The sequence below is a fragment of the Photorhabdus aegyptia genome (genome assembly GCF_000612035.1).
In the GTDB taxonomy this organism is placed as follows: domain Bacteria; phylum Pseudomonadota; class Gammaproteobacteria; order Enterobacterales; family Enterobacteriaceae; genus Photorhabdus; species Photorhabdus akhurstii.
Window position 1 is genome coordinate 19722 of the sequence record NZ_JFGV01000006.1, and the last position, 23922, is coordinate 43643.

Sequence of the window (23922 nt, forward strand, 5' to 3'; positions counted from 1 at the left end):
TTTTTGCCTATAGATATCCCGGATTTATTTTAAAATACACACATTAGTAACCATCGTTATTATCATTATGAAAATAACTAACGAAATCTAATGCTTTAGCAACTAGCCCACCATTAGTGGGAGGTGAAAATGTCAGAAAATGTAGTAAATGATATTGTCAGATGGCTCGAAACTCAGCTCGAACGTAACGAAGGTATAAAAATAGCGACCATTGCTGACAAAAGCGGTTATTCAAAGTGGCATCTACAAAGAGTGTTTAAAGAAGTGAAAGGCTATACCCTGGGTGAATATGTTCGCAAACGGCGTTTACATGAAGCAGCAAGATCTCTACGTGAAGAAAACTTACCAATCCTTGATATCGCCTTACAGTATGGGTTCAGCTCTCAGGCAACATTCACTCGGATCTTTAAAAAACACTTTAATACCACGCCTGCCAGATTCAGAGAAAATGGCAATCTACCTGAATTAATGTACTTCTTAGATCATAAGCAATAACCGGGTCCATAATAACCTTATTGATAGTATTCCCTAATGGTCAATATTTTATTGGCCATTTAATTTCTATGCTATCTGAATTCATTAACGTCCTAATTGTTCAAAGAACCAAATAAAGACTTTTCAGATAACTATTGGCTAACCCCGCGTTATTTTCTGGAAATGGAGAAAAAATTTCTATAAGTCTTCCAGGAAAATTACCATATATACCAGCATAAATTATCTCAGAAAATAATTTTATTAAATGACAATAAAATTCATTCAGTTCTATTAATCCACTGCGAATAAACCAATTAGTATAATTTAAAAACAAAAATATTTTCATATAAATCATAACCATAATATGAAATATCTTCATCCAACCATAAATACAATCTTTTACTGCCAGCAAACAGATAAAAAACATAAAAACACCATCTTGCTTATTTTTAGTCAATGTATATTAACGAAAGCTACTTATTTATTAAATAGTATTAATTAAAATGACTTTTTAATAGCACTTAACAACCCAGCAGAAGAAAACTGAAAAAATATATATCAGGTATTTATAAGTGTCTTTTTCCTCAAGCTCCATGTATGTTCAGTTATTAAAGAGTAAAAACCCTAAAGATTAAACCTCAGGGTTTTTATTCGAAATTAATTCCAATTAACTATTTATCCCAATGGGCATTATTTTGCTGACAGTTTGAATACGGCCAAATTTTAAAATGGCAAATAAAATAATTTAATGGGATAGACTTTTAATACCTTAACGTAAATAATAGCGAATAATATTTTCCACAGGAATTCTCACTTCTATCATTCCTAATTTTTACCATCCTTTATTATCCACCTGTTCCGCCGCCTGTTCCACCACCAGTTCCACCACCAGTTCCACCACCAGTTCCACCACCAGTTCCGCCACCAGTTCCACCGCCAGTTCCACCGCCAGTTCCGCCACCAGTTCCACCGCCAGTTCCGCCGCCAGTTCCCTTATCCTCCTTAATTAATACACCGTTGATATATCCATGTTTATTATATTCATATCCGGTAGTTCTAATAGTGACTTTCTTTGAATTAAGATGTGCAAGAATCAAAGCTATTAAACCACCACTCCCTTGATAACCACCATCAGAATTATCCAAAAGAAAATCCCGTGAAGCACCTTTATCATCAACAATTACTACATGAACATTGTTTCTGGCTATCTCTGGAGCAATTTGAATGGAAGACACAGTTACATCAGAAATCGTTACATTAGGTGCAACTATATTATTAGAATTGTTTTGATCAATCATAATATATTATTCCTTATAAGGTTGAATTCACACCAAGTTATAAATATAGAAAATCATATTAAACTAAAAAACTTAACTAATTTACTGAACATCCATATTCAACCACCATAATCCATAAACTTATAAAAAATAAACACACTTTTCAACTTTAAAAATAGTGCAGAACCAATAGTGCGTCAATAAAATACCAAAGAAAATTAAAACTAAAAAAAATAAGCATTCAACATTAATTTATAATAACAAATTAGATTACCGTATGTTTTTCTATTTTTAACCTAGTGCTACATGGTTCATATATTGTGTTATTTACATTAAACATACAGTAAAGAAAAAATCCTCCTAATAATAGTGGTCCGTAATTATATGATCAACATAAAATTCAAGATAGAAAATATAGCTAATAGATAATCTAAGATTCACATAGTTATAGCAATAGAGCGAGATATTTCGCATCGAAATCAGATCAGCTATTAAAAATCACAATAGCCGGTTGAATAACAGCCACCACATCAGGAAAAATGTCAAAAAATAAAATGAGCCAGATATCTCTAATGGATAATCCGACTCACCATTCACCACTTGATGGTAAATTCAACTGACCATGTGTAAGTCGCAATATTAGTAGAAGTGATGGTTGAATTATAAATGGCACCTCCACTCGGCGTTGCTCCTTTATTCTATTTTAGAATTTTAACGCCATTAGCATATGTCTTGACAAAAGTGGTCATAAATTTACAGGTCTTAAACCCTATCTTATAATGATTGCGCTTCTGGCAAGGCACTACCGTTTAAATATATCGTCTATCTTTACTATAGGCATGATAACCCTCATTGTTATTAATATATTATTTATTCTTTTATCATAAAAATAACGCTAACCATTGATTAAACTTTTAATTAATGAATCAAACTCCGATGGATTATTACCTAACAGCCACTGCATAGCTGACTCATGATCAACGAATGATTTATCCTGAGATAATTTAAAACGACCTTCAATGTATTTCGGTACAACTTTCAGCCCCAGAATTCCAGGTAAATTCTTAACTACGCGAGGATCTTCCTTATCTGGTCGGAAAGAATCTTTGCCAGTCGCCAAACGCTCACTGGTTTCTAGCAAAATATTTAAATTCATTGAAGATTCTACAATAATATCAATACTGGCATCCATATGTACTGCGGTATAATTCCACGTAGGCAACTGCCTATTCTTATAAGCTTCAGGAGGGATATAACTGGATGGTCCCATGAATACAATATGAGCTTCAAATGAAACGAGATCATTAACCATAGGATTACGACGATCTGTATGCCCGAATAACATCTTATCAACACCTTGGAATAAAGGAATATGGCTGGTAATAAAACCATTATTCATGTAACGCGTTATTAGTGCCAGAGGATATGCATCAATAAATCGCCATAATAATTCTACATTTTTGCAAATGAATTCATGATAATGGAACGGGAAAATTTTCATAATATTAATTATCCTCTAAATTTTCTTCATTAATTTCAACGTCTATTTAAATAATATTTCCACCCTTAATACTATATATTTTACTCTCAATAGACAATTCAATCATTTCTAGCACAAAATGTTAGGCACATTCCTTATACTCATCTGGTTCGGGATAGATATTGATTTAACGAATCGACAATTGTTTTAGAACGCAACGCAAGTAAGCTGAATGAACCAGCATCCCCCATACCATGAGTCGATTCACACAATCCATTTAAATAAATAGGGGTAAAATCTCCCTTTGTTAAATATTGCACCCTGTAATCTCTGCCTATAGACAATATATCTCCCTGATTGGTCAGTAATTTCTTAATAGGCAATAATAATTTAGGACAAAGCTCCTGGCGTTCTCCTACGCCTAAATCAAGGAATCCAGTAGCAAGCACAACTAAATCAAAACACTCTTCAAATTCATTGCTATTAATAAAGCTTCGACTTTTTAGCAGTATACCATTTGAAATACTCCGGCAATCAACTATTTCATTGCAAGTTAATATCTGCATTGAATTTTGATGTGACAGTTTATTTTCATACTGTTTAATATACAGTTGATTCAAAACATCAATATCTGCCGACGAATAATTCGTATGTACCAATTCTCGACGAAGGCGAGCCTTATTCTCCGGCGTAGCTTCATAGAATGTATCGACAAATTCAGGGAAATAAACCTCATCAGAGAAAGGACTCGTATCTTTCTGCCGAAATCCAAAATTCCGGGTGACGCCAACGAGTCTTTTGATATCATTTTGGGTACTCGCATGTAATAGAATTTCTACTGCGCTTTGACTGCCGCCAATAACCGCAACGCTTAAAGAATTACTGTATTTCCTAGCCTGATCTAATGAAGGCAAATAATGGTTAAGATGAACAACACGCGCATCTTTCAATTGATTAAAAGGTTCAGGTATGAAAGGAGTACGGCCGGGAGCAAGGACAATACTTCTCGCTCTATAGATATCTCCTTTAACGGTATTGACACAATAATGATCTATATATTCATTTTGGCCATCCAGAACAGGAAAAATCTCTGTCGCCTCACAATCGTAATCAACCTGATCATTGAAAAAATTCGCCGCCCAACTTATATATTGCGCATATTCTAAACGCAAAGGATAATGTAAAGGTAAATTAAGGTGCTGATATAATCGGTCAGTTTCATAAAGGAAATTGGTGAACGAATAATGACTTCTGGGATTTCTTGGCGTAACCAAATCACGCAACGGATGATTTTGAATATCAGATCCTGGCAACATCATTCCTGGCTGCCAACATGCGCTTTGTTGACGTTCAATAAACCGGATTGAAAAATGCGGGGCTAATTCCTCTAAAGCGATAGACAAAGCAATATTAGCAGGCCCAAATCCAATACCCAAGATATCATAAATTGATGAAGAGTTTTTCATAATCTCTCCTTAAATTATTTTGCTTCACGATGGCTGATAATTATAGTTTGAGCAAGCAATAGAAAATGCTGTTCTTAAACGCTCTACAATATTATTTACGTCTTGAGGAGTAATGATCAAAGGAGGCAACATCCTCAAAACAGCACTTTGCCGCCCTCCACTTTCGATAATTAAGCCTGCATCAAAACAACACTTTTTTACCATTTGAGCTAATTTTCCATTAGCTAGAGGATGCCCAAGCGCATCAGGAGGGGAATTTAAATCAATCAATTCTAGACCCAACATCAGCCCCCGACCACGCACATCACCAATAGCAGGATAATCATCTTGTAATTCAAGTAATCTGTTTTTCAGGAGATTACCTGTATAGTTAATCTGATCGAGAAGATTTTCTCGCTGGATGAAATCTAAAGTAGCAGCGCCACTGACTAAAGCAATCTGATTACCCCGAAATGTACCGGCATGTGCACCCGGCAACCACTGATCATATATGTCCCGATAGAGAAGCACAGCAAGCGGATATCCTCCCCCTATCGCTTTAGAAAGAATAATCGCATCAGGCGTAATATCAGCAAATTCATAAGCAAACATATCACCCGTACGTCCAATTCCTGTCTGTACTTCATCAATAACCAGAGGAACATCATGTCGCGCGGTTATTTCCCGGATCTGATGTAACCAATTAGCACTCGCCGGAATACAGCCACCTTCCCCCTGAATAACTTCAACCAACACCATTGCGGGTTTGGTTATACCACTTTCTGGATCACTAAGGAGATTTTCCAGGCTTACAAGACTCAAGCGCTCCGTTTCGCTGACACTGGTATTTGCACCAAAGGGGCTACGAAAAGTATATGGATAAGGTAGAAACTGAACTTCAGCAGAAAGACCGGTCACAAATCTCTTTGGCGCCAAATTACCCATCAAAGAAAGCGCGCCATGAGTCATACCGTGGTAAGCTCCCTGAAATACAATAATAGAACGCCTCCCGGTAGCTGTTTTAAATAATTTTAACGCTGCTTCTATCGCATCAGTCCCCGTTGGACCACAAAATTGTATTTTTGCCTGACGAGCAAAGCTTTGAGGCAATATTTGATAAAGCTGTTCAACAAAGTTAATTTTCGCGGGGGTTGCTATATCCAAAGCCTGCTGTAATTGACCAGACTCCAAAAACTCAATAACTTTTTGCTTTACAAAAGGATGATTATGCCCGAGTGGTAAAGCGCCGGCACAAGCTAAACAATCAATATATTCTTTATTTTCACTGTCATATACATAAGACAATTTCCCTTTACTTAATATCCTGTCTATATTTCGCGAATAAGTACGCGCATTAGATTCGCGATCGACAAGTCGATATAATCTAAAATCATTATTCATTCTAATACCTTTTTTAAATAGGAAATTAAAAATCAGATTCTCTTGTTTCTGAGAGAATGACTTCACATGCTTTAAGCCCCAATATTTTTAACCATCGACGGTATTCCAACCCCATTCGATCACTACTGAGGTGCATTTCTTGCCGTGGATCAAGCGGCAATCTTACTGGTCGTTGGGATTCAACAATAATTCTGTCTTGTTCAAATACAGTATCTTGTCTGGAAAGTATCTGCTCCAATGTGAGATCATGACCAAAATTAATTGCAACAATCAGCCATATAATACATTCATCTTCATCAACTGGGGTCGCATTGAAGAAAGTACAAAAACGCTCAATATCCCCGGTCTTTTTCTCAAAATAAGCCGTAGTAGGATTGAGTACTGAGTAGCAATAACGTGCAGTAACCGGTATTCCCCGATGGTCGCCATAAGGTTGAAATACGCTAATTTCAGAAGAGTGGAGCCCACGATCATCTTGATTAACAGTATATTTCTTTATCTCCTCTGGAGCATCAGGCAAGCCGTTAAGATTGGCATGAACAAAAGGAAAATGCGAGGCATCTATAAAGTTTTCCAATGACCTTAACGCATTAGCTTTATAATAATAAGGGCCTGCAACCACTTTCCTGAAATTGGGTTTATCCCATTCAGGGAAGAAAGGAATAGGACGCAATGGTTCTAACAGGCTTACCCATATAAAACCATATTTTTCTTCTGCATAGTGACGGAAAATCAATCTTTTTGACGAAGGTGGGATATTATTCGGATGAGCGGGTGTAAAAGTACAATTCCCTTTAGCGTCATATCGCCATCCATGATATGGACACTCAATATTCCCATTTTTAATACAACCTAATGATAGTTTAGCGCCCCGATGTCCACAATAATCTTTCCATGCATGTATTTTATTCTCACTATCTCGCCAAAGCACCAATTCTTCACCTAATAAACGAATCGCTTTTGGTCGATTATTTTTGACCTCCTTAGAATCTGCAACAACATGCCATTGATTATTTAAAGCACAATAATCAAGTTCCTCTCTATTCCATTTTCCTGAATACAGCATCGGAACCTCCATTACTCATATAATAGAACTTTAAATAGTGTAATAATGCTGATAGAAATACGATTTAAATAATATGACTATAATGTTTCTATGTTATTAGGATCAAAGCGCCAACCGTTATCTACCCAACCATTCAAATCATAGTCAGATAAACATTGAGTCACTAAATCATTACATTGATCCATTATTCCAGTGGCTTCACAATGTTTCAGCATATCAAGGCGAATTTGCTCATGATTACCGGCATAATTATGTTCATATAGTTCATGACGCCCAGCGAACTCACTGCCTAATGCATCCCAAAGAAGTTTAATCAGTTTCTGGCGTTCAATAGCGGATTGGTCAGTGCCCTGATAATAGCAATCAATCAGTGGCCTAATCTCCGTATTTTCAATATCCAACCAACTTGAAACTTGCATAATAGGCGAGCCTCCCAAGATCGTGTTGAATATAGGTTTTAACTGTGACATGACTTGAGTGCTGAAATATCTCACCGTTGTGGCGGCATCCAATTTAGGTATCACAGAACCGTCGTCTCTTTTTTCGGGATTTTGGCAAAGGTTTTCTGTTAACGACCACATTAGGTTGCGTATAGCAACAATATCAGCCAAATGGCTTCTGACGCCTCTGAATTGATCTGAACCATTGGATTTCAAAACATTAGCAAACAGTCCACATATCAGATCCATTTTAACGGCCAATCTTGTACCTGACTGCAAAGGGTAACGATTAAGAAAACCAGATACCGAATAGAAATTTCGTGCTCTCTCTATATCTCGATAAATCAATACATTTTCCCACGGAACGAAAACATTATTGAAAATCAAGACCGAATCATTTTCGTCAAAACGACTCGATAAAGGATTATCAAACGGGCTTAATGCCGCCAACTCATAAGATTTTCTACATACTATTTTTAAATTAGGAGAATTCATTGGCACTATAAGACACAGAGCAAAATCCTCTTCCCTGCCCTTCTCATAATGAGTGGCACTGTTTTGTGCAACAAATGTAGCATTTGAAATTGCCGCACTCGTCGCAACCATTTTTACCCCTTTGACAATGATTCCCGCATCAGTTTCCTTTTCAACATGCAAATAAATATCTCGCATATCTGAAACATTCTTAGCTCTGCCAACAGGGGGATTAACTAATACGTGGTTAAGAAATAGTACCTTCCGCGCACTTTTACGATACCAGGATAGAGCGTTATCACTAAACGAACCATATATTTCAGGAGTCGAACGCAACGTAGCCGTAAACCCTGCTTTATAATCTGGTGTTCTTCCCATAAATCCATAGGTTAGTTTTGCCCAATGTGCTATGGCATCGCGTGCTTTTAATAAATCCTTAGCGGACTTGGACGGCATGAAATACCGATGCGTTCGATAGCCGTCAGGATCAATATCGGTTAATATCTCCTGAGAATCTGAATTATGTAACGCGTCATAGAGTCTAGATATCGAATAAGCACTATTGCGGAATGCCTTATGTGTCGTAACATTACGCACTTTTTGCCCATATATTAATACATCACGTCCATCATCTAAGCTACTAAGATATTCTTCACCGGTCATCATTTCATTCTTATCAACACTTGCCATACTATTACTCCTTATAACTCTCTATCTTGAGTATTAATAAAAATATTTAACTATTAACATCACACCAGAAACTAATACTACAATATTAACCAGTTTCAAGAATTGCTCACGCGACATTCTCAACGTAATATACCGACCAAATGTAATACCAACTAACATGCCAGGAGCAAGTACCAACACCAACAAAATCAAATCAGTATCGAAATATACGCCAGCTAAACCAAAAATTACTACTCGCGTTAATGTACTGAGACCAATAAGCGTTGTTTGAGTGATACGCATAGCCTCTTTATTTTCAATCCGCCCGCTTAGATAAATCGCATATAGAAAACCACCGCTACCAAATAATGCACTGAATACGCCGCCAATTAATCCGAAAGGGAACGAAGCAGTCGATGAAAAATTCCGATTTGGTTTTAAGCCACTCAAAGAGTAGACAGAATAGAGAACAACAAATACACCTAAGGCAAGCAAGAGTATTTCAGGTTTAGTTTTAAGTAATATCGCCGCACCAATAAGGCTACCGAAAATCATTAATGGAACAAGGCGTTTTAATTCTTTCCAATCGGCTTTACGTCCGTCACGACTAACATTAACGATCGCGGCAAACATATCTAGTAGTGCCAGCAAGGGAACAATTTTAGCCACCGGAATATATAACGCTAGTACTGGGCTGGCAATTAAGGCCGTACCAAAACCAGCAATTCCAAATATAATGTAAGCAATCAACAGAGCACCGACTATTACGGCATAATTTGAGTAAGTTAAAGCATCCAACATTTTTTTCTTAGCCTATTTTATAAGTGGTTAATGAGATCATATTCACGCTATAGAAAAGCCCAAACCATATTGTTTCAATTGACTAAGGCGGCTGCGTGTACGCGAAATATCTGCCAGTTCAACACCATCAAACATTTTTTCATCCAGTGGGCGACAACCGATCAAAAAGAGCTGACAGCGTTGGTCATAAAGCACATCGACCACATTAATAAAACGTTGTTGAGCGGCGCTGGAAACCTGACCTAATTCAGGAATGTCCTCAATAATCCAACACTGATAATGTTCACTTAAAGCAAGGTAGTCCATTACCGCTGTCGGACTGATGCACAGATCCTGGAAAGTCAAATGAATTGTACCATTGGCAGCAGATAACACAGACAACATGCGGTAGCCAACTTTTATATCTATAGTAGACACGAGGCGTTCTGGCAAAGACAGCTTAATACGTTGCTCTTCATTCCCGGGCCAAACATAAGCACCTTGGCAAAAAGGATCGACATCATTGCCAACCAGACATCGATAATCAATATCTCCCTCCATCGAAACTATCTTCATATTTTTTTCAATAAGCTGAATAGCAGGTAAGAACCGCTCATGATAAAGAGGGTTTGCCAGTAAATCGTTAGGAGGATAATTTGAAGTCGTTATCAAGACTATACCACGCTGAAAGATAAAATTTAAAAGCCGGCTAATAAGCATTGCGTCTCCAATATCATGCAGATGAAATTCATCGAAACACAATAATTGGCAGTTTTGTAGCTGAGTATGTAAAGTTGCTTCCATTAAATCCTTCTTTCCTGCTTGAAGGTTCATTAATTGATGAAGTTCACGAAAGAAATGGTGGAAATGGACTCTACGTTTATTTTTTATAGGCGCCGTCTCGAAAAAAGCATCTAGTATGAAACTCTTGCCTCTTCCTACCGGGCCCCAAATATAAATTCCCTTTACATAGGGACGTTTAAACCAAGAGCGATGAAGCATCGTATTAATTAAACACACCATATTCTCAACGACAGATATTTGATATTTATCAAGCGTGTATTTATACAATTGAGCTTTTTTTTGAATAGCTTGTTGTAGCTCTATACCTTTCGCTCGCTTTTCCATATATAAACCAGACCCTTAGTGTTTAACTTATTAAAATAAAAACTAATAAAATCGCAGTCCATTTTTAGAAAGTTTTTCCCTAAAATAAATAAACACCAACAAAGGGAACTATACAATACCCTAAAGTTGTTTTTATGATTTTTATGATTCCTATCACATATGTATCACATAGGAATAATAATGTCATACCACTATGTTCTTTGACACATTTTTCAATAAATTCACAGGCTTTTGATAATAGTAACAAGTTATTTTTAAGGATCTTGTTATCATCAATTATGCAACGGAAAGATTAATTAACTGAAAAAATATGATCTCACTCTCAATAAACCAAGTGAAAAACATGATGAGCCAGACATATCTCATAAAGTATCTGGCTCGCCTCTGCTACTTCATCGTAAATTCAACTGACCATGCGTAGGTAAGAAAATTAGTATAAGTAATGCTTGCATTACAAACAGCGCCTCCACTCGGCGTTGCTCCCTTATTCCACTTCGGAATTTTAACACCATTGACGTATGTGTTAAGGAAGGTAGTCGAAAAAACGCAAGTCTTATTTCCAATTTTATATCGTACAATCGCATAATTTCCATCAGGTGAAATCGGGCTTTCAACCTTATAGAAATCAGACTCACCTTGCCTTACGCTAGCACTAGGCTTGGGTGTTGCATTTACATATGTACTGACTTCATTGTTAGTAACGATGGTATAAACAGCATTCTCGCTACCAGACGCACCAAGATGCTTAAATGTAACTGTTACCGGCGGACCTGCATAAGCGATACCTGCGGCAGTTAAGGAAGCAGTTGCAAACAGGGCCAACAACGATTTACGTACTAACATGTTAGATACTCTCCTTTATGTTGTTTAGATTGGCTTACTGCGTTTTAATACAACTTTCTTTTCTATAATTTATTTTTTCGTACAATATATACTCAATCTCATAAAGTAAATTTCCACTTTATGCCTCTATAATATAGACCACTTTTACAGAATTTATTTAATATAATGCGCTATTAGTAGGATTTAAGCATTTTTTGAAATGGATGGAGAAGCCCTTCATGTTCACATTTTGATTGACAGTTATGGTCGAGATCTTACTTTGCTGTAGCGCAAAGGAGGTAACGAAAGATCATCAATTGCAGATTTAAAAAGTTAAATATTGTGACAAATGAACTGCCAATATATAAACCTTCACAATGAGATATTCCACCCAAATTAGGTTATCTGATCAATGGGGTTAAATCCGTTATTTCTGCCCAGGGATTTCAACATAGCCAGCTTCCAACCCGCTCACCTCTACGCCTTGAGGAACGGCATGCCCCGGCGTCACTATAATTTGCTGAGTTTGTGCGTTTAATTCACTGCGATAGTTAACGAAAGTTCGTCCATCAGAGCCGGTATGTAATGCCTCCGCTGGCACGGCTAATCCACGTTCATTGCGATAGGTGACAATAGCCAGTTTCGCACTCATATTCAGCCGGATACGCTGCCGCTGTTCAGAAGTCAGAGGATCAATCGCCACTAATAGATCATAGGTTACACCCGCTCCCTGCATTTCCTTTGAATTCCCCTGTACACCAATTGTTTTAATTTGCCCCTGTAGAGACAGCCCGGCAAAACCATCACCGGTGATCTCAACCGGCATTCCTTCATATACTTGATGAAGGTCAGCCTCTTCAATACGGGCTACCGCCTGAATTTGTTCCAAATTGATTACCCCTAACAAAGCTGTTCCCTGAGTGACTCGTGTTCCCTTTTGAATAAATAGCCCCTTATCTGATTCCGGTACCTGGGGGCGAATAACAATGCCGTCAAAAGGAGAAACCAATTCACGTTGGGCTTGCTGGGCCTGAAGCGCCTGATAACGCGATTGGGCATTGGCTAATTCCATATCAGCAATTTGGCGATTCTCCCCTGTACCCTTATCGAGAGCAGTGCTCAACTCCGCCTTAGCGGCGGCAAGATCAAGCTGTTGGACTCTGACCTGTTGTTCCAGCGTATCAACCTCCATACGGGGAACAATGCCACGCTCAAACAAAGCCCGGGTATCGATTAGCTTGCGTTCGGTATCACTCAAACTGAACTGCGCATTGGTTAAAGTTCTACGTACCCTGGCGACATCGGGACTGTTCTCCCACCCCACCAAATCTTGTACAGTCTTCTGGGCTTTCAACAGTTCCGTGAGCGCCTGCCGCAACTGAATGTCCAACTGTGTCGTGTCAAGGCTCAACAGCGGTTGCTCGCGCTTAACGCGCTGGCCTTCCGTTACCATCACTTCGGCAATAACGCCATCAAATGGCGCGGCGATCGTCAAACTGGTTGCCGCCTGAATACGGCCAACTAACCCAAGACGATTTTCCAGTAATTGAGGTTCAACATGTATCCACCGTTGCGGTGATGATGTATCCGTTGAGGAAGAGAGGAAAACATAAGCAATGGCAGCCCCAATGACTAATGCAATGGCAAGTGTCATCAGCCAACGCGTCTTATATTTGGAACGAGCAAGTCCTCTGATCTTAGTCGTTAAGTGCAATATCCCAACTCCCTAACGTGGTGCCCAATGTTTCGTCCAACTCCGCTTGTGCATTTAAGTAGGTGATCAACGCATTAAGACGAACATTCTCGGCATTACGCAAATCGGTTTCAAAGCTCAATACTTGAAAGTTACTGGAGCGGCCCACCGTCAATTTTTCACGTTCAATTTCTAACTTGCGCAAGGAGAGATCCCTGGCACGCTGCGCGATCTCATATTGACGCCAACGCGTACCAATATCGCGCACCGCATTACCCACATTACGTTCCAGTGATTGTTTTGCCTCTGCAAGACGAATGTCCTGATTCTGAACATCAACCCGCGCCCGCACTTCCGCCTGACGCCGACTCAAATCACCAATGGGTATCTCTACCTGAACACCGGCGTAATTTTCCCAATTACGGGAACTATTTGACCCTGTTCGATCTCGTATCTGGCTGGCTCCACCAACCAAAGAGACATCCCATAAGCGTTCGTTACGGGCAACTGTCAGGTTAATTACAGCCTGTTCCGCAGTAATCAATTGAGTGAGATACGATGGTTGCTGCTCTTGGGCTAAATTCTGCGCCTGTAGCAGGTTAATATCTACGCGTTTAGCTTCCAATCTATCAGTCGCCTTCACCTGAGTCTGTAAGTCTAAGGCAAGCAGACGCAGCAATTCTAAGCGACTGGTATCTAATTGATTAGCTGCTTCCTCCGCAGACAGTTCCTGCATTGCAACATCAGCCTCGGTCTGGACAATCTCAAAAGCTGCCATTCTGCCTGCGGAGATCATGGCTTTGTTAACTTCCAGCAATTGACGCGAACGTTCAAGAGCATCACGGGCAATTTGTAATTGTTCTTGAGCACGCAACAATTCACGGTAAGCCATAATAATTTGCGTGATAGTCTGGGATACCGTCGCTTTTAGGTTCAAACGATTTGTCTGCTCCATCAATTGAGCAAGGCGCACAGGGGCTGTCGCCACATCTTTGCCGGCACCACGCAGCAGGGGCTGAATAACTGAAAATGAAACACCATCATTACGGCTACGACCCGCATTGTCTGCCCATGTCGTTCGATTCGTCCAAGACAAACTAAATCGAGTGCCATATTCTCCAAGCAGCGTAGAGGTGGGGGTAATCTCACTTTGGCGATAACGATCGCTCTGATTACGGGCAGCAATATAACGGCTATTAATCAACAGCTTGGGCGTAAAACGATCCTCAGCAACGCGTAAATCGAATTTCTGCGCAATCCGATCCAGATAAGCACTGCGAATCGAACGATTGTTTCGTAACCCTAAATAGATTGCATCACTGAGCGTCAGACCAATAGTTTGCTGATTAAGCGAAATTGTCTTCGTTGTAGGCATGGTTGCCTGTGATGGATTCAACGGCTCCGCTAAAGCCTGTTTGACAGATGCAGCTATTATCAAGGCAATGATGATGCCAATAGCACGTTGAAAAACTTGGCTAATCATCACGAAGCGCCTCTACAGGTTGTAATCTGGCCGCCGATAATGCCGGATTGATACCGAAAAACAGGCCGATCACTAATGAACTGGCGATACCCAGAGGCAAAGAGAATAGGGATAACGTAAATACCCAGCCCGAAAATTTTACAAATAGGTACCCTGCCGCGACCCCCAGCAATGAACCAAACATTGCGCCGGCAATGGACAGAATGGCAGCCTCCAACATAAACAGCATACCAATATCAACAGGCCGAGCGCCCAAAGCCATACGAACACCAATTTCACGCCTGCGCTCCGAAACATTCATCAGCATGACATTCATCACGCCTACCCCTCCCACCAGCAACGAAATTCCCCCTAAGCCCGCGAGCAAATAGGAGAATGTCCTCGCCTGACGGGTCAATCCATCAAGCAATTGTTTCGGGATCTCAACTTCGACACGACGACCTTTTGATAATGAGACCAGGTAGTCACGTAGCGACACCGCGTCACTGCTTAGCGTTGTTGTGTCACGTGCTCTGGCAACGACGCTGCCAATTTCTGGCGCAGACCGCAACCGTCGCATTGCTTCAATGGGCAGTATGATGGAATGATCAATAGAGCCGGGGAGTAAAGGGTTCGGCCCCTGAGCTGCGAGAATTCCTATCACTTCAAACAGATATTCCCCAATTTGCAATTGACTGCCTACTCGAATAGGTTGATTGGCTACTTTTAATTGTTTGGCAATATCCGCGCCAAGCACGGCATAGGTTGTTTGGCGATCATAGTCCGATAGAAAACGTCCCTGCTCGATCTGTAAATCCAGCACCGCAGCCAGATCAGACGAGGTACCGGTAATATTCGTATCGACCCCTTGCCCGTGAAAGCGTACACGAGTCGAATATAACGTGATGGGCGCAGCATGTGTAATAGTCGGTATTGTACGAGTCAGCGCCTGAGTATCCAGCGTAGAGGGCGCGGGTTTGACATCGACACCGGGAATAAAAGCAAAATGAGCAACTAAAATATTGCTTCCCATACTTTTAAAAGTGCTGATAGCTTCATTAACAGCGTTATGACCGATGTTTAAAAGTGCAATAACCGAAGCACATCCGACTGCAATACCAAGCAAAGCAAGCAAGGAGCGCTTTCCTAGCAGGCGCAGACTACCCAGTGATTCTCGCAGGGCTTGCGTGAAGGAAAAACCGTAGCGCCCAGAATTCACATTAAGCATCGGGGCTACCCAGCCACAGATCGGTTTCGGAAAGCCGCCCGTTGTTAACATAGAGACAGCGCTGCATGTTTTTGGCTATGGTTTCATCATGCGTAACCATGACCAGCGTAACGCCTTGCTCACGGTTCAATGACAGAAGAAGCGCCATGATATCTCGTGCCGTCGCACTATCGAGATTGCCTGTCGGTTCATCCGCCAAAATCAGAGAAGGCTTACCGACCAAGGCTCTGGCAATGGCGACACGTTGCCGCTGTCCCCCGGAGAGATCAGCCGGACGATGGTAAATACGGCCAGCCAGACCAACCAACTCAAGCTGGTATTTCGCCTCCTGCCGAGCTAGAGAACGAGAATATCCGCGATATAATAGTGGTAGCGCCACATTATCCAATGCCTGCATTCTGGGAAGTAAATTGAAACTCTGAAACACGAAACCAATTTCCTGATTTCTTATTTTCGCCCGTTCATTAGGAGTAACATTTGTTATATTAACGTCCCTAAACTGAAAATAGCCAGAAGTGGGTTGATCCAGTAAACCAAGAATATTGAGTAGAGTACTTTTACCCGAGCCGGAAGCGCCGACAATCGCACAACTTTGTCCACGCATGATAGTGAATGATATTTTATCAAGCACTGGGTAATATTTTTCCCCCATACGATAAGATCGACAAATATTTTCCATGTGAATCAATGCGTCCTGACATGGGGAAGTTATGATTGTCATGTCTGATTTATTCATCGCGTTTGACATCCATTAAACGTATCACTGGCTCCACTGGGTTGTTTAGCAGGTTTTATATCATGGGAAGATCTTCTTGTAAAAGATTACGGTCTAAGTGACAGGCAAAAACATCGAACAACGAAAATATATTAGATTTACTTAACATAAATTCAAATCACTCATTGCATTTTGGAGTTAATCCCCCCAAATTATTCCAGCCTACTTTGGCATTGCGTACAGGCTTTTATAAAAATTCAGGAGATACAGGGCGCGAGATCAAAATGTATATCTAAGCTCTCGCAGTAGAAAAGTATCAGATATTGGGCTAATGGCTATGAAATTAAAAAAAATCTTAGGTATCGGTAGCGCTTTATTGTTAACTATGTTCTCACAGACAGTAGCTGCGGCAAGTGGCAGCTATCACTCTTCAGTTGTTTTACCCACACTGTATTCCAAAAATTTCTTAGAAACTGTTAACGTTCCTATTGTCGGTTCTCCCCCTGCAACAGGAAAGATTACCAATGTATCTTGGACTTGGAACGTTGTTGGATGGCCCCAGAATTTATCGGTTTATCTTTGTCAGGGAAATATCAGCAGTTGCGTAGATATATCACGCACGCGAAGAATGTCGACAGCCGCATTTAATAATAGAAGCCCAGCACAACAGTTCCTTTTCGCCTTAAAGGTTGGAAACGGTAACGTTATGCCAATAGCAGGTCAAACCGGAGAAATTACTGTCAGTTGGGAATGATATTTCAATGATTATCCATAGATTGCCGCCAGTATTATAGGCGGCAATTCTGATTTGCTTTGAATATTGTAGGGTTTAAGAAATATGAATATGTTCCCCTATTTCTGACTGAAAATCTGTTGGTAACGATATAAGTATATCACTCATCAACATAACACTATTCAATGCTGGAAAAAAACTGTTCAACTTCTGTACGTAATAAAGGAGGATACCATTTATTGTCTTTCAATTGAGTACTCATACTAGGGTACTCGTAACTTCTATACAAATTTTAATAGGTAACCACATTTCAAGACATGAATTATCATTAGGATAGGCTGGCAAAAATCCATATTGCTGATAAAACGGAATCACCTCTGGGGTCATAGGATCAACAAACAACCCAATCGCTGAAACTTGCTGTGCGACCAACACTGTCCGGTAAATGGCATCAATCAATAGCTGTTTACCTATCCTTTGCCCCTTGTGTGAACAATCCACAGCAAGTCGGGCCAATTTTACCGCATTAAGTGGATGAGGATATTTTTTGTAATCCCTGTGGGCAAGCGGAATTGTCACTGAATATCCAGTAAGTGTGTGATATCCGATAATAGTCGTGGGCACGGAATCTCGGCAGGCCACATAAGTTTTTGAAATATGCTTTACGGTTTTCTGCCGAGCTTGCTGTTGTAAAAACTGATTTAATTCACTGACACCGCAATCAAACTCCCTACGATCATGCTGCTGAGTAATTTCTTCAATGATTACGGACATTCACACTATCCTTATAGTACTCGGCAGCTTCAAGTAGTTTAGAATTTGCTTTTGGCGGATTTTCCAAAGCTGCCAACAAAGCATCAGCCCCCTCCATCGAAAGGTGTAAGGTTTCAGTTCGTTCAATCACGTTACGCGCTTTCTCCATTGCTGATGCAATAAGAAATTGTGAAAGTGTTGCACCTGAGTAATCAGCCGCCCTTTGTATGATCTCTTGAATTTCTGAAGAGGTTCTTGCAACTAAACGGGTCTCTTTGCGTTCTGTATTAGTAGCCATGATTTCATCTACACTTTTAGTCTATATAAACATGGTGCCATTATGACATACAAAATAGACATTTATCAATATGTATGCCGAAAAGGCATACATGAACATCCAAGAATGTATTATTTTTGCCTGATAATAGATGACGGCCTCAGCCGCCATCTTGGTATCTCTCGGGTGATTAATCCTATGGTAGTTCAACCCCTTTATAACCAGACAAAATCAATTCCCATTCCTGTTGAGCAAACCATGTCTGGGTTTTGCCATCATAATGCAGACTATCAGGCAGAAAAACGCCAAACTCAGTCGCCTTCCCGGTATAGTCAGGAGAATTCCGTGCATCAATTAGCGTTCGGTATTTGGGATCATCATCGATAACATTATTGATTGCCTTAATAACATAGCTGGTGTTGATGGGATCAAACGCAACCGAAAGTGGATAATACAATCTCCACGGTATACTGCGAGAACCCAAAGCATCACTGATACCCGTAATGATGCGGGCAAAATTCCGCTCTGATGCCTGTGCCGCCAATAAACTTTCGGTTTCTGCTTCCCACTGGTTCCAATGAACAGCCAAAATACGAGGATTTTTTCCTAGTTTACGCAATGATTCGACTGCCATGCGCAAGGTTCTGATCGCACGGGGATAGAGCGATTCCACATCGCAAGGATCTCGTTCAGGAGCCCAACGGTTATCCGGCGGATTATCCAGATACATCCCCTGACCGCCCCAGCCCATCAAAATGACATAAAGATCAGGCAAATTAAGCGCATTACCTTGATTAATATGGTCTTGCCAGAGTTTGGCAAAACGGTTGGCAGCATTGACGGAGTGATCCTGATTGCCACGAAGTAAACCGACAGGAGAGCCAATATTGGCATTCCCAAAGCTAGTCAGCCCTGTCCAGTGAATTACAGGAAAGTCAACACTGTAAACTTCTGGCAGAGATAATGTGAATACGTTTTTTAAACCTTGTGTAATTTCTTCATCTTGTAGTAGTTGTGTTCCATGACCATAACTGTTGGATTGCCCAAGTATGATAAATAATGGAGCATCATTGGGCGCCCACAGAGAATATTTTATTTCTGGTGAATAGGGGTGTTTATCTGTCATCAGTTTTCCTCTTAAGATGATTTAAGTTATTAGGTCTGTTCTCCTCACCAAAATATAATTAATTTCTGGCAGATAAAAATCATCTGGTTAATTAATCATATTTATAATCCGAGAATGTAAAACTGTTTTAAATATTGCGTTTCACAGACCAGTTATTTATATTTCATCTTAAAAAATACACTCACCAGTGTAATCAAGCAAACAAAAATATAATCCATAAAAACACGTCAGTTTGATAAATAATATTTAAGCCTTTTTTATCATAAAACAAAATAAAAATGTTTTTTGTTGTGTTTGGAATTAATGGTATTTTATTAATGAATGAAAAATTCATTAAAATATATGATTTACTGACAATAAATTATGGCATTATATTAATATAATCCTGTCAATATTATTCATATTGATAACTAAACTTAAAAATACATTAATGAGGAAAATAATATGATTCAATTTAAAAATAAATTTTCTATGAGAGATAATATTGTCACCTCAAGTAATAAACTCACTAAAATAGCTTTAGCCAGTATAATTGTAATTAATACTTTCGCAATAATTAACGCATATGAGGTTAAAGCAGCGGAAACAGAATCGTTTTCAAATAGATCATCTCTTCGTGAAGAAACTATTAAAGGCGGTATCGGAGGAAGAGCAATTCTGAATAGTCAAGGAGCTATTCTCACCACAAAAATAACCTTGCCAGAGATTAAACAAGGTTTTTCGTTTAAAGCATCGGGTGGAACGCTATATGTATACTCTGGTTTTTCTGGTCAAATAGAATCAGATGTTGGTTTCCAATATAGTACTACCTATAATGTCTGGAAACCATATATGAAAGTAGGAAGCCGTGGACAAGACACGGTTCAATATATTGAAGGAAAAGATAACTTTACTTATAAAAATGGTTTTAAACCCGGTAGTGAGGTACAACTTACCATATATAAAAATTTAAATGGTGCAACAAGGGCGACATATTGGGGAACCTCCAATAATGGTTATGCCGGTAGACTGATTTCAGAGATAAAAAATACTCATGTCAGCTCAGTAAGTCACTGGAAAATATTATCCACAATCGCTATACCTAGTGGAACACCAGAAGGAAATATTAAAGTTCATAAAGAATACATTGCTACATTTAAAAATGTAGTTATAGATAATAAACCTGTTAATCCAATAATTCATGCAACAAAAGGAGCAAGTATTAATACAAGTTCGAACAGTGCCGCAATAAAAATAACAACCAGATAATACCATAATAGACACTTTAGCCAGTTTCCTAATATCTAAGGAACTGGTTATTTATTTTTAATCTTTTTTAACCAATATATCTTAAATCAAAATCAAGTATTCCCTGACCAAGTTAAATACAGTATGGATAATTTATTTACTGTCATAAAATCATTATTATTCCCAATGATTAAAATTCAATTGATAAAATTACTGCTATTAATTACTGAAATTTAAATATAACAGCTATCCTAATAAGAATAATTTTTACAGATCGTTGATAAAAATCCATTTAAATTCTACGGGCTTGCCAAAAAGCTTTTTTCCAGTAAACATTATTCATAGATGAGCGAGTAACACCTTTATGGGTTGATGCATGAATAAACTGGTTATTAGCATCATAAATGCCAACATGTAATCCATGCTCGCCACTACCTGTTCTGAAAAAGACCAAATCACCCGGCATTAAATCGCTTTTATCAATACGGGTGCCTAATTTTATTTGTCCATCGGTAGTGCGAGGTAACTGAATATCAAACCGGTCACTGAAAGTACGGTAAACAAAACCAGAACAATCTACTCCCCGATGATCCATTCCACCATAATGATATGGCGTACCATGCCATTGATTAAGCTGCTCCTTAAGTTGAGCAATTACCATGATGGGATCAGAAAGCGCCGTTTTTAACTCAGGAGCCGGTGTCTTGGGGGCGTGGCTGGAACAGCCAATAAGTAACAGACTGAGCAACAATAGTAACTCTTTTGTTCTTATTATCATTACCCCCTCCTCATAAGATCAGCAAAACAAGTTAACTCTATCCGGCACTCGATAAAAAAACAAGGTTGTACTTTAAGTAAAACAGTTAAATATTCTTCATTCTGGACGGCTAATCAACCAGATACCACACAAAATGAAAATGACACCCGCAGTTTTCAATAATGTGATGGTTTCATTAAACCAAGGCAATAAAGCCGCCATTAAATAGACAAATACATAACTTAAGCTTATTAACGGATAGGCTTTATTTAACGGCAAATATTTTAGCGTAAATAACCAACACAGCATAGATAATAGATACCCAGCCAGACCGGCCATTACCATCATCAGGGAGTGGCGATGACTCCACAGCCACTCAATATCAAACCAATGCAAGCCAAGATTCAATGCCGGTAAATTGACAACACCCCATTTCAGTAATAACTGGGCTATTGTCACCAGTAATACGCTAACTAATCCCCAAATATAACCTTTCATTCATTCAAGCTCATCAGCAAAATTCCCAACATGATAAACACAACTCCACTCCAATGTTTTCTGCCTGCTTTTTCCTGATAGAAAATTTTCCCCGCTAACGTGACCATAATAAAATTTATACTTAACATGGGATAAGCAATTCCTAACGGCAATATCTGCAATAGACGAAGCCAAAATAACATGCCAACAGCCAATAGAATCACAGCCCCTATCAACCATTTCAGCGCAGATACCCGCTGATAAATATCATTCTGCCAACATATCACAGCCTGTTTCTGACATAGCTGACCAGCACATGTCAGTAAGCTAACCAGCAACAATAAAGTGAAATTTATCATGGTCGCTTCTCATAAACCAAAATAGCAAAGCGATAATTGCGATTAATGTGATCTGCTTTTGGCAAATCAGGTAATTTTTCATTTTTATATAAATGAAACAGTACTGATACCCGTCCTTCTTTACGCGCTTTCTCTAACCATTGTGGAAAATCTTTATAACTGATATATCGATATCGGCTATCTGGATAATTCAACCCATATTCCAACTCACCCCAATTCTCAAGCATATAAATATCGCTACGCTTCATCTCCCAAGCTACCGTGGTTGCAAGACCAACGCTTTCCGATAGAATGTACCGACTGTCTGCAAGTTCCTGATGATGTAACTTAATAAAACTTTGCGGTAATTTAGAATTAACAGTATTCTCAGGCAACGCATTACCTATCACTAAACTGACAACAATGGAACAAAATGCCGACCACAACCAGTATTTTCCATTCAACGCAAAACACAGATAACCAATAATTCCCCAAATACCAAAAGCAACAATCGCTAAAACCCATTTAGGCCATTCTGATGGTTGATATAAAGAGTGTTTTGTTACTGCTTCCATAGCAAACAGAACCATTACCGCCATCAGACCAATCAATACGTTAACCATTCCATTGATCTTCAGCAATTTCATTTTGCCATCTCTTACGCAATCAACGCCAAATTTAGCCATCATCATTGCCAATGGCGCCATGCAAGGCAGGATATAGGTTGGCAATTTTCCTTTCGCGATACTGAAAAATAAAAATGGTACGACAAACCAGCAAAGTAGAAAAAACATTTCAGGATTGGATTTTCTCTCTTTCCAACCTTTAATTACCGCGCCGGGTAATAATCCCAACCACGGGATCACACCAAGAATAAGAATCGGTATGTAATACCAGAATGGTGCAATATGCTGTGCGTCATCGGAAGAAAAACGCTTAATATGCTCAACCCAGAAGAAATAATGCCAATAGTCAGGCTCACGTTGGGCAACCGCAATCACCCACGGCAAACTGATTGCTACCGCCGAAATAATAGCAAGTGGGCCAAAGTATATTATTTGCAGAACCCGCTTCTGATAAATGACAATGGGCAACATCGCAATGACCGGAACGGCCAATGCCAGAAACCCTTTGGTCATAAATCCCATACCACAGCATAAACCCAGTACCAGATATGCCATAATCCGCTGTTTGTTACAATCGGCTTTTAACGCCCAGAAGCTAGATATCATGGCAGCCGTTATCCATAAAGAAAACATTGGATCAAGTACGCTATAAGTGCCAATGGCAAATACCAGAAACATTGAGATGTGAATAAGGCTGGCGGCAAAAGCAATATGCCGGTTATGCCACATCATCATAGCAAGTCGATATAATAAAATCGCGCTGATAAAAATACAGAAAACCGACCCAAAACGAACAGCAAAATTATTATCACCGAAGATCCATTGGCTAATATTATTAATCCAATAACCCGCTACTGGTTTTTCAAAATAACGAATATCCAGCAAATACGGAACAATCCAATCCCCTCGTTGCAGCATTTCTCGGCTAATTTCTGCGTAACGGGTTTCATCAGGCTGCCATAGCAGACGGCCATTAAGGGGTAATAAATAGGTGAGGATAAAAAAAAGAGCCATCAGAAAGGCCCCCACTTTACACGCCCGGTTATTTAACATA

24 protein-coding genes are annotated in these 23922 nt (G+C 39.4%); 3 read left to right on the top strand and 21 right to left on the bottom strand.

The window, feature by feature from the left end; translation table 11 throughout:
• Positions 1 to 129 precede the first annotated feature (129 nt).
• Positions 130 to 495 carry a helix-turn-helix domain-containing protein gene (locus BA1DRAFT_RS02700; protein WP_036775906.1) on the top strand — a complete coding sequence of 122 codons (366 nt, stop codon included), beginning with the start codon at positions 130 to 132 and terminating at the stop codon, positions 493 to 495.
• A 100-nt stretch (positions 496 to 595) separates the two neighbouring features.
• Here the strand turns inward: BA1DRAFT_RS02700 and BA1DRAFT_RS02705 are convergent, their stop codons facing one another.
• From BA1DRAFT_RS02705 to BA1DRAFT_RS02770, 14 genes are all read right to left on the bottom strand, one after another.
• Complete coding sequence (locus tag BA1DRAFT_RS02705; RefSeq protein WP_036775907.1) at positions 596 to 901, bottom strand: hypothetical protein; 306 nt, start codon at positions 899 to 901, stop codon at positions 596 to 598.
• 418 nt (positions 902 to 1319) lie between these two features.
• The gene (locus BA1DRAFT_RS23700; RefSeq protein ID WP_036775908.1) at positions 1320 to 1772 is read right to left on the bottom strand and encodes a hypothetical protein; all 453 of its coding nucleotides are present in this window, start codon (positions 1770 to 1772) and stop codon (positions 1320 to 1322) included.
• 874 nt (positions 1773 to 2646) lie between these two features.
• Positions 2647 to 3252: an FMN-binding negative transcriptional regulator gene (locus BA1DRAFT_RS02715; RefSeq protein WP_036775909.1), complete on the bottom strand. Its 606-nt coding sequence runs from the start codon at positions 3250 to 3252 to the stop codon at positions 2647 to 2649.
• Positions 3253 to 3392: 140 nt separating this feature from the next.
• On the bottom strand, positions 3393 to 4697 hold the full coding sequence (locus tag BA1DRAFT_RS02720) for a SidA/IucD/PvdA family monooxygenase (protein WP_036775910.1): 1305 nt from the start codon (positions 4695 to 4697) through the stop codon (positions 3393 to 3395).
• A gap of 24 nt (positions 4698 to 4721) precedes the next feature.
• Entirely contained in the window at positions 4722 to 6077 is a 1356-nt protein-coding gene (locus BA1DRAFT_RS02725) for a diaminobutyrate--2-oxoglutarate transaminase family protein (protein WP_051560628.1), read from the bottom strand.
• Positions 6078 to 6102: 25 nt separating this feature from the next.
• A complete protein-coding gene (locus BA1DRAFT_RS02730; RefSeq protein WP_051560629.1) occupies positions 6103 to 7143 on the bottom strand; it encodes an aromatic ring-hydroxylating dioxygenase subunit alpha in 1041 nt (346 codons plus the stop codon).
• 77 nt (positions 7144 to 7220) lie between these two features.
• Positions 7221 to 8747, bottom strand: coding sequence for a 4-hydroxyphenylacetate 3-hydroxylase family protein (locus BA1DRAFT_RS02735; RefSeq protein WP_036775911.1), 1527 nt, complete (start codon positions 8745 to 8747; stop codon positions 7221 to 7223).
• Positions 8748 to 8780: 33 nt separating this feature from the next.
• Positions 8781 to 9527 (bottom strand): sulfite exporter TauE/SafE family protein, encoded by a 747-nt coding sequence (locus BA1DRAFT_RS02740; protein WP_036775912.1) that lies wholly within the window; start codon positions 9525 to 9527, stop codon positions 8781 to 8783.
• A gap of 42 nt (positions 9528 to 9569) precedes the next feature.
• On the bottom strand, positions 9570 to 10634 hold the full coding sequence (zapE, locus tag BA1DRAFT_RS02745) for a cell division protein ZapE (RefSeq protein ID WP_051560630.1): 1065 nt from the start codon (positions 10632 to 10634) through the stop codon (positions 9570 to 9572).
• Positions 10635 to 11021: 387 nt separating this feature from the next.
• Positions 11022 to 11477: a hypothetical protein gene (locus tag BA1DRAFT_RS02750; RefSeq protein WP_036775913.1), complete on the bottom strand. Its 456-nt coding sequence runs from the start codon at positions 11475 to 11477 to the stop codon at positions 11022 to 11024.
• A 406-nt stretch (positions 11478 to 11883) separates the two neighbouring features.
• A complete protein-coding gene (locus tag BA1DRAFT_RS02755; protein ID WP_036775961.1) occupies positions 11884 to 13110 on the bottom strand; it encodes an efflux RND transporter periplasmic adaptor subunit in 1227 nt (408 codons plus the stop codon).
• A gap of 43 nt (positions 13111 to 13153) precedes the next feature.
• Positions 13154 to 14632 carry a TolC family protein gene (locus BA1DRAFT_RS02760; RefSeq protein WP_036775915.1) on the bottom strand — a complete coding sequence of 493 codons (1479 nt, stop codon included), beginning with the start codon at positions 14630 to 14632 and terminating at the stop codon, positions 13154 to 13156.
• Complete coding sequence (locus BA1DRAFT_RS02765; RefSeq protein WP_036775916.1) at positions 14625 to 15839, bottom strand: ABC transporter permease; 1215 nt, start codon at positions 15837 to 15839, stop codon at positions 14625 to 14627. Before BA1DRAFT_RS02765 ends, BA1DRAFT_RS02760 begins: the two co-directional genes overlap by 8 nt.
• Positions 15832 to 16575, bottom strand: coding sequence for an ABC transporter ATP-binding protein (locus BA1DRAFT_RS02770; protein WP_235200950.1), 744 nt, complete (start codon positions 16573 to 16575; stop codon positions 15832 to 15834). The genes BA1DRAFT_RS02765 and BA1DRAFT_RS02770 overlap by 8 nt, the downstream gene beginning before the upstream one ends.
• Positions 16576 to 16885: 310 nt before the next feature.
• Here BA1DRAFT_RS02770 and BA1DRAFT_RS02775 point away from each other — a divergent pair, with 310 nt between their 5' ends.
• The gene (locus BA1DRAFT_RS02775; RefSeq protein ID WP_036775917.1) at positions 16886 to 17308 is read left to right on the top strand and encodes a flagellar protein FlhE; all 423 of its coding nucleotides are present in this window, start codon (positions 16886 to 16888) and stop codon (positions 17306 to 17308) included.
• A 237-nt stretch (positions 17309 to 17545) separates the two neighbouring features.
• Here the strand turns inward: BA1DRAFT_RS02775 and BA1DRAFT_RS02780 are convergent, their stop codons facing one another.
• The 3 genes from BA1DRAFT_RS02780 to BA1DRAFT_RS02790 all read right to left on the bottom strand — a co-directional run bounded on the left by BA1DRAFT_RS02780 (position 17546) and on the right by BA1DRAFT_RS02790 (position 19443).
• Entirely contained in the window at positions 17546 to 18061 is a 516-nt protein-coding gene (locus BA1DRAFT_RS02780; RefSeq protein WP_036775918.1) for a GNAT family N-acetyltransferase, read from the bottom strand.
• On the bottom strand, positions 18045 to 18338 hold the full coding sequence (locus BA1DRAFT_RS02785; RefSeq protein WP_036775920.1) for a type II toxin-antitoxin system TacA family antitoxin: 294 nt from the start codon (positions 18336 to 18338) through the stop codon (positions 18045 to 18047). Before BA1DRAFT_RS02785 ends, BA1DRAFT_RS02780 begins: the two co-directional genes overlap by 17 nt.
• Positions 18339 to 18513: 175 nt before the next feature.
• A complete protein-coding gene (locus BA1DRAFT_RS02790) occupies positions 18514 to 19443 on the bottom strand; it encodes a sialate O-acetylesterase (RefSeq protein ID WP_036775921.1) in 930 nt (309 codons plus the stop codon).
• 444 nt (positions 19444 to 19887) lie between these two features.
• Here BA1DRAFT_RS02790 and BA1DRAFT_RS02795 point away from each other — a divergent pair, with 444 nt between their 5' ends.
• Positions 19888 to 20691, top strand: coding sequence for a YrpD family protein (locus BA1DRAFT_RS02795; protein WP_200868756.1), 804 nt, complete (start codon positions 19888 to 19890; stop codon positions 20689 to 20691).
• 271 nt (positions 20692 to 20962) lie between these two features.
• Here the strand turns inward: BA1DRAFT_RS02795 and BA1DRAFT_RS02800 are convergent, their stop codons facing one another.
• The 4 genes from BA1DRAFT_RS02800 to arnT all read right to left on the bottom strand — a co-directional run bounded on the left by BA1DRAFT_RS02800 (position 20963) and on the right by arnT (position 23921).
• Positions 20963 to 21448, bottom strand: a complete 486-nt coding sequence (locus tag BA1DRAFT_RS02800) for a C40 family peptidase (protein WP_036775922.1) — start codon at positions 21446 to 21448, stop codon at positions 20963 to 20965.
• Positions 21449 to 21544: 96 nt separating this feature from the next.
• A complete protein-coding gene (gene arnF, locus BA1DRAFT_RS02805; RefSeq protein ID WP_036775924.1) occupies positions 21545 to 21925 on the bottom strand; it encodes a 4-amino-4-deoxy-L-arabinose-phosphoundecaprenol flippase subunit ArnF in 381 nt (126 codons plus the stop codon).
• The gene (gene arnE, locus BA1DRAFT_RS02810; RefSeq protein WP_036775925.1) at positions 21922 to 22263 is read right to left on the bottom strand and encodes a 4-amino-4-deoxy-L-arabinose-phosphoundecaprenol flippase subunit ArnE; all 342 of its coding nucleotides are present in this window, start codon (positions 22261 to 22263) and stop codon (positions 21922 to 21924) included. Before arnE ends, arnF begins: the two co-directional genes overlap by 4 nt.
• Positions 22260 to 23921, bottom strand: coding sequence for a lipid IV(A) 4-amino-4-deoxy-L-arabinosyltransferase (gene arnT, locus BA1DRAFT_RS02815; protein WP_036775926.1), 1662 nt, complete (start codon positions 23919 to 23921; stop codon positions 22260 to 22262). Before arnT ends, arnE begins: the two co-directional genes overlap by 4 nt.
• Position 23922: the final 1 nt, after the last annotated feature.

Excerpts from the sequence above, each read along its gene's own strand:
- BA1DRAFT_RS02795 (WP_200868756.1), top strand. The coding sequence starts at position 19,888 with ATGATTCAATTTAAAAATAAATTTTCTATGAGAGATAATATTGTCACC.
- BA1DRAFT_RS23700 (WP_036775908.1), bottom strand. The coding sequence starts at position 1,772 with ATGATTGATCAAAACAATTCTAATAATATAGTTGCACCTAATGTAACG.
- BA1DRAFT_RS02765 (WP_036775916.1), bottom strand. The coding sequence starts at position 15,839 with ATGCTTAATGTGAATTCTGGGCGCTACGGTTTTTCCTTCACGCAAGCC.
- zapE (WP_051560630.1), bottom strand. The coding sequence starts at position 10,634 with ATGGAAAAGCGAGCGAAAGGTATAGAGCTACAACAAGCTATTCAAAAA.
- BA1DRAFT_RS02780 (WP_036775918.1), bottom strand. The coding sequence starts at position 18,061 with ATGTCCGTAATCATTGAAGAAATTACTCAGCAGCATGATCGTAGGGAG.
- BA1DRAFT_RS02750 (WP_036775913.1), bottom strand. The coding sequence starts at position 11,477 with ATGTTAGTACGTAAATCGTTGTTGGCCCTGTTTGCAACTGCTTCCTTA.
- BA1DRAFT_RS02735 (WP_036775911.1), bottom strand. The coding sequence starts at position 8,747 with ATGGCAAGTGTTGATAAGAATGAAATGATGACCGGTGAAGAATATCTT.
- BA1DRAFT_RS02770 (WP_235200950.1), bottom strand. The coding sequence starts at position 16,575 with ATGAATAAATCAGACATGACAATCATAACTTCCCCATGTCAGGACGCA.
- arnE (WP_036775925.1), bottom strand. The coding sequence starts at position 22,263 with ATGATAAATTTCACTTTATTGTTGCTGGTTAGCTTACTGACATGTGCT.
- BA1DRAFT_RS02785 (WP_036775920.1), bottom strand. The coding sequence starts at position 18,338 with ATGGCTACTAATACAGAACGCAAAGAGACCCGTTTAGTTGCAAGAACC.
- BA1DRAFT_RS02730 (WP_051560629.1), bottom strand. The coding sequence starts at position 7,143 with ATGCTGTATTCAGGAAAATGGAATAGAGAGGAACTTGATTATTGTGCT.
- arnF (WP_036775924.1), bottom strand. The coding sequence starts at position 21,925 with ATGAAAGGTTATATTTGGGGATTAGTTAGCGTATTACTGGTGACAATA.
- BA1DRAFT_RS02790 (WP_036775921.1), bottom strand. The coding sequence starts at position 19,443 with ATGACAGATAAACACCCCTATTCACCAGAAATAAAATATTCTCTGTGG.
- BA1DRAFT_RS02700 (WP_036775906.1), top strand. The coding sequence starts at position 130 with ATGTCAGAAAATGTAGTAAATGATATTGTCAGATGGCTCGAAACTCAG.
- BA1DRAFT_RS02715 (WP_036775909.1), bottom strand. The coding sequence starts at position 3,252 with ATGAAAATTTTCCCGTTCCATTATCATGAATTCATTTGCAAAAATGTA.
- arnT (WP_036775926.1), bottom strand. The coding sequence starts at position 23,921 with ATGTTAAATAACCGGGCGTGTAAAGTGGGGGCCTTTCTGATGGCTCTT.
- BA1DRAFT_RS02775 (WP_036775917.1), top strand. The coding sequence starts at position 16,886 with ATGGCTATGAAATTAAAAAAAATCTTAGGTATCGGTAGCGCTTTATTG.
- BA1DRAFT_RS02760 (WP_036775915.1), bottom strand. The coding sequence starts at position 14,632 with ATGATTAGCCAAGTTTTTCAACGTGCTATTGGCATCATCATTGCCTTG.
- BA1DRAFT_RS02740 (WP_036775912.1), bottom strand. The coding sequence starts at position 9,527 with ATGTTGGATGCTTTAACTTACTCAAATTATGCCGTAATAGTCGGTGCT.
- BA1DRAFT_RS02755 (WP_036775961.1), bottom strand. The coding sequence starts at position 13,110 with ATGACACTTGCCATTGCATTAGTCATTGGGGCTGCCATTGCTTATGTT.
- BA1DRAFT_RS02800 (WP_036775922.1), bottom strand. The coding sequence starts at position 21,448 with ATGATAATAAGAACAAAAGAGTTACTATTGTTGCTCAGTCTGTTACTT.
- BA1DRAFT_RS02725 (WP_051560628.1), bottom strand. The coding sequence starts at position 6,077 with ATGAATAATGATTTTAGATTATATCGACTTGTCGATCGCGAATCTAAT.
- BA1DRAFT_RS02720 (WP_036775910.1), bottom strand. The coding sequence starts at position 4,697 with ATGAAAAACTCTTCATCAATTTATGATATCTTGGGTATTGGATTTGGG.
- BA1DRAFT_RS02705 (WP_036775907.1), bottom strand. The coding sequence starts at position 901 with ATGTTTTTTATCTGTTTGCTGGCAGTAAAAGATTGTATTTATGGTTGG.